Raw genomic sequence first — 11,280 nt, 5'->3', positions numbered from 1 at the left:
GAACGATGAGTATCGAAACGTCTGGAAACGGTCTTGGAAGACGAGATCTGCTGAAACTGTCCGCCGCGGCCGGGGTCGCCGTCGCCGGTGCATCGCTCGTCGGGCTGAAGCCGGTTTTTGCAGCCGGCGACGAGCAGTCGCTGAAGGGCAAACGCATCGCCATCAGCGCGACCGGCACAGATCACTTCTTCGACCTGCAGGCCTATAACGCCCAGATCGAAGAGGTAAAGCGCCTCGGGGGCGAGCCAATCGCCGTCGATGCCGGACGCAACGACGGTAAGCTGGTTTCGCAGCTGCAGACGCTGATCGCCCAGAAGCCGGATGCGATCGTTCAGATCCTCGGCACGCTCAGCGTTATCGACCCCTGGCTGAAGAAGGCGCGCGATGCCGGGATCCCGGTTCTGACCGTCGATGTCGGCTCGACCAACTCGATCAACAACACCACCTCCGACAATTGGGGTATCGGCAAGGATCTGGCGCTGCAGCTCGTTTCCGATATCGGCGGCGAAGGCAATATCGTTGTCTTCAACGGCTTCTACGGCGTGACCCCTTGCGCGATCCGCTACGATCAGCTGGTCAATGTCGTCAAATATTTCCCGAAGGTGAAAATCCTCCAGCCGGAATTGCGCGACGTGATCCCGAACACGGTGCAGGACGCCTTCACGCAGATCACGGCAATCCTCAACAAATATCCGGAAAAGGGTTCGATCAAGGCGATCTGGTCGGCCTGGGATATTCCGCAGCTTGGCGCGACCCAGGCACTGGCCGCTGCCGGTCGGACCGAGATCCGTACCTACGGCGTCGACGGCAGCCCTGAGGTCCTGCAGCTTATCGCCGATCCGAATTCGCCTGCCGGCGCCGACGTCGCGCAACAGCCGGCGGAAATCGGCCGCACTGCCATCCGCAACGTCGCCAAGCTGCTCGCCGGCCAGACGCTACCGCGCGAAACCTATGTGCCGGCTCTGCTCGCCAACAAGACCAATGTCGGCGAAGTCAGCAAGAAACTCGGTATCGGCTGACAAGACTTACGAACGATCCGGTCGTGACTGGATCGTTCGCAATCTATCCACCCGGAGAGATCGACATGACGGCCATTTCGTTAACGCAGCCGGTGACGGCAGCCGACATCATCCGCTTCGAAGGCATCGTCAAGCACTTCGGCGGCGCGCAAGCGCTGGCCGGTGCGTCGCTGATCGTCAGGCGCGGAACCATCCACGGACTTGTCGGCCAGAATGGCGCCGGCAAGTCGACGCTGATCAAGCTGCTGGCCGGCCTTCACCGGCCGGATGGCGGCCGGATCGAGATCGAAGGACAGGCATTCGACCGGTTGACGCCGCATCTCGCCGAAGAGCTCGGCATCCACTTCATTCACCAGGACCGGTTGCTGGTGTCGACCTTCACCGTCGGCGAAGCTCTGTTTCTCGGCCGGGAACCCAGCATTGCGGGCACGCCGTTTCTCGACCGGCGTCTGATGCAGCGCCGCGCCTCTGCCATTCTCAACGACTATTTCGGCATCCGATTGCCGAACGCCGCCCTGATCGGCGAATTGTCGACTGCCGAAAAGCAGATCGTCCAGATCACCCGTGCGCTCCTCAATCAGCCCAAGGTGCTCGTCTTCGACGAACCGACGGCTGCACTGGTGCGCCGCGAGGCCGATATCCTCTTCCGGCTGATCCGTCGCCTGCGCGACGAAGGCGTCACCATCATCTATATCTCGCATTATCTCAACGAAATCGAAGAGCTCTGCGACCACGTCACCGTTCTGCGCAACGGACAGGACGTTGGCTCCGTGCCGATCGGCGAGACCTCTGCCGCAGCGATTGCCCGGCTGATGGTCGAACGCGGCATCAAGGACATGTTTCCGAAGCCTGAAGTCACCCCGGGCGAAGAAATCCTGAAGGTCGAGCAGCTGTCGGCGCCGGGAAAATACAGCCACATCAGTTTCACGCTCCGCCGCGGCGAGGTGCTCGGACTCACCGGCCTGCTCGGCTCCGGCGCCAAGGAGCTGGTGCGCACCCTCTTCGGTCTGGAGACACCAGCGTCCGGCCGCATCGAGATCAACGGCAAACCTGTCCGTTTTGCCAATCCGAGGCAGGCTGCCGGCCACGAGATCGCGCTGGTGCCGGAAGATCGACGTCGCCACGGCGTCGCACTCGACCTCAGCGTTGGAGAAAATACCAGCCTTTCCAGCCTTGGCCGCTTCACGCGGTTCGGCTTTCTCGATCGCAAACGCGAGCGGCGCGAGGTCGATGCCCTGATCACCCGGCTTCAGGTGAAAACCAACGGACGCGACGCTTTGCTGCGCACGCTTTCAGGCGGCAACCAGCAGAAGGTGGCCATCGCCAAATGGCTGAGCCGCCATTCGGAGGTCTATCTCCTCGACGAGCCGACGGTCGGCGTCGATATCGGCTCCAAGGTCGAGATCTATACGCTGATCGGCGAACTCGCGGCGCGCGGCGCCGGCGTCATCGTGCTGTCTTCGGATCTGCCCGAACTCGTCGGCATCACCGATCGCATCCTGGTGCTCTTCCGCGGGCGCGTGGTGCGGGAATTCATCTCGTCGGAGACCACTGCGGATGCCGTGCTGGCTCAATCGACGGGATCATCGGAGAGACAACGCCATGTCGGCTGAAGTGGAATTTGCGCCTTCCGGCTTTTCAGCCGCAGAACCGCCTCACCGCCCGGCCGGCAATATTGGCGCGACGGCATTGCGTTTCGGATCGCTGGTCACCTTTGCCGTCATCCTCATCATCTTCTCGCTGACCGCACCCTATTTCCTCAGCATCGGCAATATCGGCAATGTGCTCGGTCAATCCGCCATCTCGGGCGTGTTGGCCATCGGGCTGACGGTCGTGCTGATTGCCGGCGGCTCCAATGTCGTCACCGGTGGTATCGATCTGTCGGTGGCCGCCAATATGGGCCTCAGCGCCGCCGTCTATGCGAGCGTGATGCAACTCGGCTATGGCGATGTGACAGCAATTGCAGCGGCGATCCTGACCGGCACACTGATCGGCACGGTCAATGCCATTGCCGTCGTCTATGCCGGCATCGTGCCGCTGCTCGCCACGCTCGCCGTGATGAATATCGTCGCTGGCCTTGAATTGGTGCTGACCGGAAATACCGTCCTGCCCGCCTCCACGCCCTTCCTCTCCTTGCTTTCGGCCTCGGACGCTTTCGGCATTCCTGTTCTCGCCTATGTGCTCCTGGGTTTCACGGCGATCACAGCAGCGGTCGTCCAGCACACCCCGCTCGGCCTGCGCCTTTATGCCGTCGGTGAGTTTCCGGACGCGGCGCGAGCGGCCGGTCTGCCGCTTCGCCGCCTGCTCGCCGGCGCCTTCGTCGCCAGCGGCGTCACCGGTGGCATCGCCGGTATCCTCTCCGTTTCCTATCTGAGCGGCAGCACGACCGGCTCCGGCGAGATGCTGTTGCCCGTCGTCGTGACCGCCCTGCTCGGCTCGGTCTTTTCGCGCCGGCTGGTTCCGACGGTCCCCGGGACGCTGCTGTCAGCTCTGCTGGTCGGCTTCCTCATCAACGGTTTCCAGCTGCTGAACATTTCGAGCACGCTGGTCAGCGGTGTCCAGGGCGTGCTTATTCTGATCGTGGTCTCCGCGACCACGCTGTTGCGCCGACAGGAGGCCTGATCATGTCGCTCCAGACCCCGAGCCCCGCATCCATCGGCTTGCCGCGTCTTATCGCCGGCGGCCTGGTGCGCTATGGGCTGATCCTGGCTTTGGTCGCGGTCTTTGCCGCCTTTTCCGTGGCAACGCCGACCTTCATGACGCCTGCGAACCTGCAAAGCATCCTGGTCAATAATTTCACGCTGCTTGCCATCGTGTCTATCGCCATGACCTTTGCCGTCGCATCGGGTGGCATCGATCTCTCGGTGGGAACCGCGATGGATTTTGCCAGTTTCGCCTTCGTCTCGCTGGTGCTTGCCGGCCAGCCGGTGGCGATCGCCGCACTCGCGGGGCTGGCGGCCGGGGCGTTCGTCGGCGCCTTCAACGCGCTTTTGATTTCCGGGATCGGCGTGTCGCCATTCCTCGCCACGCTCGGCACGCTGTTCATCGGCCGCAGCGTCCAGCAATTGCTGACCAATGGCGGCAATCCGGTCTATCTTCCGCCGAACGGCGTGCCGGAAGCCTTCCGTTTTCTCGGCCACGGCGCCATCGCCGGCTTTCCGGTGCCGCTTGCCGTTGCTACTGTCGTCATCACCGCCGCCGCGGTCGTTTTTGCCCGCACCCGGTTCGGCCGCGTCATTCTGTCGATCGGCATCCAGCCGGGCGTCGTGCGCTATTCCGGCATTGCCGCACCAGCCCATGTCGCCGTGACCTTCATTCTGGTCGGGTTGATCGCGGCAATCGCCGGCCTGATCCTGACTGCGACGGTCACCACCTACATCCCCTCCTCGGGCAATGCCTTTCTGCTGAACGCCATCGGCGCCACCTTCATCGGCACGACGCTCAGCCCACTCGGGCGGCCGAACGTCGGCGGGACCGTTCTCGGCGCGCTGCTGCTCAGCATCGTCGCCAACGGGCTGCTGCTCACCGATCTGAACTTCTACTGGCAGCAGGTCGGCACGGGAACACTGATCTTCGCCGTGCTCGCGCTGAGCTTCCTCAACAGGAAGGCCGCCGGCAGCGCATAAGAGGAAGCCGTAGCGAGGATACGTGTCAGCCCACTGAGGCGTCGGAAATCATTCGCGAGACGGCATTCTTCCAGCCGATGATTTTCGCCTGGCGCTCGGTCTCCTCCATCGAGGGACTGAAGCGGCGGTCGCAGGCCCAGGCTTTGGCGAAATCCTGCTTGCCGGGCCAGATGCCGGCTTTCGAGCCGGCAAGCCAGGCGGCTCCCAGCGCCGTCGTCTCGCGGATCGCCGAGCGGTCGACGGGATTTCCGGTCATGTCGGCCAGGCACTGCATCGTCCAGTCAGAAGCCGCCATACCGCCATCGACGCGCAGCACGGTTTCCAGCTGGTTGACGCCCCAGTCCTTCTTCATCGCCACCAGCAGGTCGAGCGTCTGATAGGCGACGGATTCGAGCACGGCGCGGGCAAATTCCGCCGGCCCGCTGTTTCTAGTCAGGCCGAAGATCGCGCCGCGTGCAGCCGGATCCCAATAGGGCGCGCCAAGGCCGGTGAAGGCCGGGACGATATAGACCTGCTGTTCGGGATCGGCCTTGGCCGCAAGCACCCCAGCCTGCGACGCCTGATCGATGATGCCGAGGCCGTCGCGCAGCCATTGCACTGCGGCACCGGCGATAAAGATCGAACCCTCGAGCGCATAGGTCGTCTCGCCGTCGAGGCGGCAGGCAATGGTCGTCAGCATCCGGTTGGAGGAGGAAACACGGTCCTTGCCAGTGTTCAAGAGGGCGAAGCAGCCGGTGCCATAAGTGGATTTCATCATGCCGGGATCGAAGCAGGCATTGCCGACGGCGGCCGCCTGCTGGTCACCGGCAACGCCGAGGATCGGAAGCTCGGCACCCAGCAGAGCCTTGTCAACGCGGCCGAAATCGTCGGCGCATTCCTTGACCTCCGGAAGCATGGCAGAAGGAATGCCAAGAATGCCGAGAAGCTCTTCGTCCCAGGCGCCGTCATCGATGTTGTAGAGCAGCGTTCGCGAAGCATTGGTCGCATCGGTGGCATGCACGCGACCATCCGTCAGCCTGTAGATCAGCCAGCTGTCGATCGTGCCGAAGCAGACCTCGCCCGCCTCTGCCTTCTCCCGCAGGCCTCCTACATTGTCGAGCAGCCAGCGCAGCTTGGTTCCGGAGAAGTAGGGATCGAGCAGCAGGCCGGTCTTGGCGCTGAACAGCTTCTCATATCCGTCGGCCTTCAGACTCTCGCACATTTCGGCCGTGCGCCTATCCTGCCAGACGATCGCGCGGTGAAGCGGCGTTCCTGAGCTGCGGTCCCAGACGACAGCTGTTTCGCGCTGATTGGTGATGCCGATCGCGGCAATGTCGGCGGCATCAAGACCGGCGTCAGTGATCGCCTTGCGCGCAGTGTCGACAACCGACTGCCAGATTTCGGCGGCGTCATGTTCAACCCATCCGGGCTGCGGATAATATTGGGTGATCTCCGTCTGCGCCGAGCCGGCCATTTTCATGTCACCATCGAAAATGATCGCGCGCGACGACGTCGTGCCCTGGTCGATTGAAAGAATATAGCCGCTCATATCCGTCTCCGGCTCGCACGAAATCGCTCAGCCTGCAGTTGGTCGGCAGGACTCGGACGTTTCATGAGAGAAAGATTGTGGGTGCCACCGGCTGGATGCCGGTGGCTAGATGTGGTGGCCGGAAGTCTCGTTGCCTCCGGCCAAGGTCCGCCTTACTTCGACTGCCAGCTCTTGACGAGTTCGTCGTAGTTGACCGTGACCGGCTTTTCCTTCTCGTTCTCGATCTTCAGCTGCGGCGCAAGATTGCCCTTTGCAACAGCATCCTTGTTCCAGTAGTCGAGATCATGCTCTTCGGCGAGTTTCGGTCCGATATCGCCCTGGACGCCCGATTTCTCGATGCGACCCATGACCTTCTCCTGCTCGCCGCAAAGAGAATCCATGGCTTCCTGCGGCGTCTTGGCGCCGGCAGCGGCGTCACCGATAGCCTGCCACCAAAGCTGAGCCAGCTTCGGATAATCGGGAACGTTGGTGCCGGTTGGCGACCACTGAACACGAGCCGGCGAACGATAGAACTCGATCAGACCGCCGAGCTTCGGAGCGCGCTCCGTAAAGCTCTTGTCGCGAATGGTGGATTCGCGGATGAAGGTAAGACCGAGCTGGCTCTTCTTCACGTCGACCGTCTTGGAAGTCACGAACTGTGCATAGAGCCAGGCGGCTTTCGCGCGATCCGTCGGCGTCGATTTCATCAGCGTCCAGGAACCGACGTCCTGATAACCGAGCTTCATGCCGTCTTTCCAGTAAACGCCATGCGGGCTCGGCGCCATGCGCCATTTCGGCGTCCCGTCTTCATTCATGACAGGCAGGCCAGGCTTGACCATGTCTGCGGTAAATGCGGTGTACCAGAAGATTTGCTGCGCGACGTTACCCTGTGCCGGCACCGGACCGGATTCCGAGAAGGTCATGCCCTGAGCTTCCGGCGGAGCATAGGCCTTCAACCAATCGAGATACTTCTGGATCGAGTAGACGGACGCTGGGCCGTTGGTGTCACCACCACGGGCAACGCATGATCCGACCGGGCGCGACTTCTCGTCGACCTTGATGCCCCATTCATCGACCGGAAGACCGTTCGGCAGGCCCTTGTCGCCGTTGCCGGCCATCGACAACCAGGCATCGGTGAAGCGCCAGCCGAGCGACGGGTCCTTCTTGCCGTAGTCCATATGGCCGAAGACCTTCTTGCCGTTCACATCGCGGCCGGTAAAGAATTCGGCAATGTCCTCATAGGCCGACCAGTTGACCGGAACGCCGAGATCGTAGCCGTATTTTGCCTTGAAATCGGCCTTGTTCTTCTCGTCGTTGAACCAGTCGTAGCGGAACCAGTAGAGGTTGGCGAACTGCTGGTCGGGAAGTTGATAAAGCTTCTTGTCCGGTGCCGTGGTAAACTTGGTGCCAATGAAGTCGTCGATATCGAGGCCGGGGTTGGTAACGTCCTTGCCTTCGCCGGCCATCCAGTCGGTCAGGTTGCGCACCTGCTGATAACGCCAATGCGTACCGATCAAGTCGGAGTCGTTGACCCAGCCGTCATAAAGGTTCTGACCGGTCTGCATCTGGGTCTGGATCTTCTCGACAACGTCACCTTCCTGAATGACGTCGTGCGTGACCTTGATCCCGGTGATTGCCGTAAAGGCCGGAGCCAGCACCTGGGACTCGTACTGGTGAGTGGTCAAGGTTTCAGAAACAACCTTGATGTCCATCCCCTGGAGGGGCTTTGCAGCATCGATGAACCACTGCATTTCCTTTTCCTGGTCAGCGCGAGAGAGCGTCGACACGTCGCCGATCTCTTTATCCAGGAACGTCTTTGCCTCGTCCATGCCGGCATAGGCCGACCCGGTCATGGCCAGCAGTACCGCTGCTGTCGTCGTCAATAAATGCCTTCGCATGATATCCTCCCAGGGTTTGCGATTGCAGTCTTCACGTATCAGGCGGCCAGAAACCCCCGGCCATCTGCATCAGTTTGCTCACACGTAACGGAATACGCCGACGGCGTAGACAACGGAGAGAGCAAGAGCCCACCAGAGGCTTGATCCAACGAGACCGAGCCAGGCAAGATGGATAAAGGCGCTGCCGAGCAGCGAAAGGAAAAGCCGGTCCCCGCGCGTCGTCTCGAAGCGCAGGATTCCGATCCGCGGATTGCCGCCCGGCACGGCATACTCCCATGCCCCCATACCAATCAGCAGCAATACGATGACGATGAAGAAAGCAGCCGTCGGCCACGTCCACGCCATCCATGAAAAATCGGGAAGCGAAAAGCTCATCAAACCCTCCCCAGGGCGAAGCCCTTGGCGATGTAATTACGCACAAACCAGATCACCAGCGCCCCCGGGATCAAGGTCAGAACACCTGCGGCGGCCAGCAGACCCCAATCCATGCCGGATGCAGAGACGGTACGGGTCATGGTGGCAGCGATCGGCTTCGCGTCTGTCGTCGTCAGCGTTCGTGCGATCAGCAGCTCGACCCAGGAGAACATGAAGCAGAAGAAGCAGGCGACACCTATGCCGCTCGCAATCAGCGGCGTGAATATCTTCAGGAAAAACCGCGGGAACGAGTAGCCATCGATATAGGCCGTCTCGTCGATTTCCTTCGGCACCCCGGACATGAAGCCTTCAAGGATCCAGACCGCCAGCGGCACGTTGAACAAGCAGTGGGCAAGCGCCACCGCGATATGCGTGTCGATCAGTCCAAAGGCCGAGTAGAGCTGGAAGAACGGCAGGGCAAAAACTGCCGGCGGCGCCATCCGGTTCGTCAGCAACCAGAAGAACAGGTGCTTGTCGCCGAGGAACCGATACCGGGAGAAGGCATAGGCCGCCGGCAGCGCCGCTGCCACCGAGATCACCATGTTCATGACGACATAGGTGATGGAATTGATATAGCCGGAATACCACGCCTTCTCCGTGAAGATCGTCACGTAATTAGCGATTGTCGGGTTATGAGGATAAAGCGTCAGAGAATTGACGATTTCCGCGTTGGTCTTGAAGCTCATGTTGACGAGCCAATAGATCGGCAGCAGGAGCACGATGATATAGATCGTCGGAACCAGCCACCACCACCGCGATTCCTCGCCGCGCCGGCGCATCAGACGGCTGACTTCATCGGAGGAGAGACCGCTTGCGACACTGGTAACGCCTGAGATCTTTCGGCTCGCTGTCGTTTCGTTGGAGGCGCTCATTTCAATTCTCCGCGTCGTGGCTTGTCATGACGGTGTAGAACACCCACGAAAGCAGCAGGATGATCAGGAAATAAATCAGCGACATGGCAGCGGCCGGACCGAGGTCGAACTGTCCGAGCGCGGTCTTGACCAGATCGATCGACAGGAAAGTGGTCGAGTTGCCCGGACCGCCGCCCGTGACGACAAACGGTTCGGTGTAGATCATGAAACTATCCATGAAACGCAGCAGCACGGCGATCAGAAGAACACGCTTCATCTTCGGCAGCTGGATATAGCGGAACACCGCCCAACGGGACGCACCGTCGATCTTGGCTGCCTGATAAAAAGCATCCGGAATGGAAACGAGGCCGGCATAGCAGAGCAAGACGACCAGGCTCGTCCAGTGCCAGACATCCATGATGATGATCGTGACCCAGGCGTCGAGCGGATCCTGCACATAGTTGTAATCGAAGCCGATGGCATTGATATAATAGCCGAACAACCCAATGTCGTTGCGGCCGAACACCTGCCAGATCGTGCCGACAACGTTCCACGGGATCAGCAGTGGCAGTGCCATCAGAACCAGGCACACCGGCACGCCGATGCCTGATTTCGGCATGTTGAGCGCAATGAAGATACCGAGCGGAATCTCAAGAGCGAGAATGATCAACGAAAAAATCAGGTTTCGCTGCAGGGCGGCCCAGAACCGGTCGGAATGCAGGATTTCGGTAAACCAATCCGTTCCGTTCCAGAAGAACTGGTTGTTTCCGAAAGTGTCCTGGACGGAATAATTCACGACCGTCATCAAGGGAATGACAGCTGAGAACGCCACCAGCACGAGGACCGGCAGAACCAGAAACCAGGCTTTGTTGTTCCAGGTTTTTTCCATGATCAAGCCTCCCGTCCGGCGCGCCAAGAGTCTGCATAAATGCTGATCGCCGATGGCTCAAAGGTCACCCTGGGATCAGCCGGAATCTCCCCGTCTTCAGGGATGACGATCGCGATCGGCTGGCCGGCAAACTGGGCGCGGACGATCCTCTGCCGGCCGATATCTTCCACCTTGCTGACCGTCACAGGCATGCCCTCGCGGCCGACCCTGATAAACTCGGGCCGGATTCCAAGCTCTACCTTGGCCGCCTGCGAAGTCTTTGGCGCATAGTCGAGCGACAGCGCGTGATCACCGACCCGAACCGTGCTGCCTTCTACCTTTGCCGGCATGAAATTCATGCCCGGCGAACCGATGAAGTAGCCGACGAAGGTATGGCTCGGACGCTCGAAGAGTTCGGCCGGCGTGCCGATCTGCACGATCTCGCCATCGTACATCACCACCACCTTGTCGGCGAAGGTCAGCGCCTCCGTCTGGTCATGTGTGACATAGACCATCGTAAAACCGAACTGCTTGTGCAGCCGCTTCAGCTGCGATCGCAGCACCCATTTCATATGCGGATCGATAACAGTGAGCGGCTCATCGAAGAGAATCGCGTTCACATCCGAGCGCACCAGGCCGCGGCCGAGCGAAATCTTCTGCTTTTGGTCCGCCGTCAAACCGCGGGCGCGCCGCTTCGCCCAGTCTGCAAGATCAATCATCTCCAATATTTCGCGGACACGACGATCAACATCCGCCTCCGCGACCCCGCGGTTGCGCAAGGGGAAAGCCAGATTGTCATAGACGGTCATCGTGTCGTAGATGACCGGAAACTGGAATACCTGCGCAATATTTCGCTGCTGTGTTGGCAGGTTCGTGACATCCTGTCCATCAAACAGGATACGCCCTTCGGACGGCTGAATAAGGCCGGAAATGATATTAAGCAGCGAGGTCTTTCCGCAGCCCGAAGGTCCAAGCAGCGCATAGGCGCCGCCATCGTTCCACTCGTGATGCACTTCCTTGAGAGCGTAGTCCTTCTCGCTCTTCGGGTTCGGCCCATAGGCGTGTCGAATATGATCGAGGGTGATACGTGCCATGAT

The 11,280-nt window shown here is 60.6% G+C and carries 10 protein-coding genes; 4 read left to right on the top strand and 6 right to left on the bottom strand.

Annotated features, from left to right (window positions below; translation table 11 throughout):
• The first annotated feature begins 5 nt into the window (after positions 1 to 5).
• The 4 genes from RLEG4DRAFT_RS07815 (at position 6) to RLEG4DRAFT_RS07800 (ending at position 4,645) form a co-directional block, all read left to right on the top strand.
• Complete coding sequence (locus RLEG4DRAFT_RS07815) at positions 6 to 1,019, top strand: sugar ABC transporter substrate-binding protein (RefSeq protein WP_003576683.1); 1,014 nt, start codon at positions 6 to 8, stop codon at positions 1,017 to 1,019.
• 65 nt (positions 1,020 to 1,084) lie between these two features.
• Positions 1,085 to 2,632, top strand: coding sequence for a sugar ABC transporter ATP-binding protein (locus RLEG4DRAFT_RS07810; RefSeq protein WP_003576681.1), 1,548 nt, complete (start codon positions 1,085 to 1,087; stop codon positions 2,630 to 2,632).
• Complete coding sequence (locus RLEG4DRAFT_RS07805; RefSeq protein ID WP_003576679.1) at positions 2,622 to 3,641, top strand: ABC transporter permease; 1,020 nt, start codon at positions 2,622 to 2,624, stop codon at positions 3,639 to 3,641. The genes RLEG4DRAFT_RS07810 and RLEG4DRAFT_RS07805 overlap by 11 nt, the downstream gene beginning before the upstream one ends.
• Positions 3,642 to 3,643: 2 nt before the next feature.
• Complete coding sequence (locus RLEG4DRAFT_RS07800) at positions 3,644 to 4,645, top strand: ABC transporter permease (RefSeq protein ID WP_003576678.1); 1,002 nt, start codon at positions 3,644 to 3,646, stop codon at positions 4,643 to 4,645.
• Between the two features lie 25 nt (positions 4,646 to 4,670).
• On the opposite strand, the gene glpK is transcribed toward RLEG4DRAFT_RS07800, so the two are convergent.
• From glpK to RLEG4DRAFT_RS07770, 6 genes are all read right to left on the bottom strand, one after another.
• Positions 4,671 to 6,173 carry a glycerol kinase GlpK gene (gene glpK / locus RLEG4DRAFT_RS07795; protein WP_003576677.1) on the bottom strand — a complete coding sequence of 501 codons (1,503 nt, stop codon included), beginning with the start codon at positions 6,171 to 6,173 and terminating at the stop codon, positions 4,671 to 4,673.
• Positions 6,174 to 6,325: 152 nt separating this feature from the next.
• Positions 6,326 to 8,050: an ABC transporter substrate-binding protein gene (locus tag RLEG4DRAFT_RS07790; protein ID WP_003571810.1), complete on the bottom strand. Its 1,725-nt coding sequence runs from the start codon at positions 8,048 to 8,050 to the stop codon at positions 6,326 to 6,328.
• A 78-nt stretch (positions 8,051 to 8,128) separates the two neighbouring features.
• Positions 8,129 to 8,425, bottom strand: a complete 297-nt coding sequence (locus tag RLEG4DRAFT_RS07785) for a DUF2160 domain-containing protein (protein ID WP_003576676.1) — start codon at positions 8,423 to 8,425, stop codon at positions 8,129 to 8,131.
• Complete coding sequence (locus tag RLEG4DRAFT_RS07780) at positions 8,425 to 9,336, bottom strand: carbohydrate ABC transporter permease (protein ID WP_003576675.1); 912 nt, start codon at positions 9,334 to 9,336, stop codon at positions 8,425 to 8,427. The genes RLEG4DRAFT_RS07785 and RLEG4DRAFT_RS07780 overlap by 1 nt, the downstream gene beginning before the upstream one ends.
• 1 nt (position 9,337) lies before the next feature.
• A complete protein-coding gene (locus RLEG4DRAFT_RS07775; protein WP_003571814.1) occupies positions 9,338 to 10,204 on the bottom strand; it encodes a carbohydrate ABC transporter permease in 867 nt (288 codons plus the stop codon).
• A gap of 2 nt (positions 10,205 to 10,206) precedes the next feature.
• The gene (locus tag RLEG4DRAFT_RS07770; RefSeq protein ID WP_003576674.1) at positions 10,207 to 11,277 is read right to left on the bottom strand and encodes an ABC transporter ATP-binding protein; all 1,071 of its coding nucleotides are present in this window, start codon (positions 11,275 to 11,277) and stop codon (positions 10,207 to 10,209) included.
• Positions 11,278 to 11,280 lie beyond the last annotated feature (3 nt).

Source organism: Rhizobium leguminosarum bv. trifolii WSM2297 (assembly GCF_000271845.1).
The sequence above is the reverse complement of the archived record's forward strand: the minus strand, read 5'-3'. Positions and strand labels throughout refer to the sequence as shown.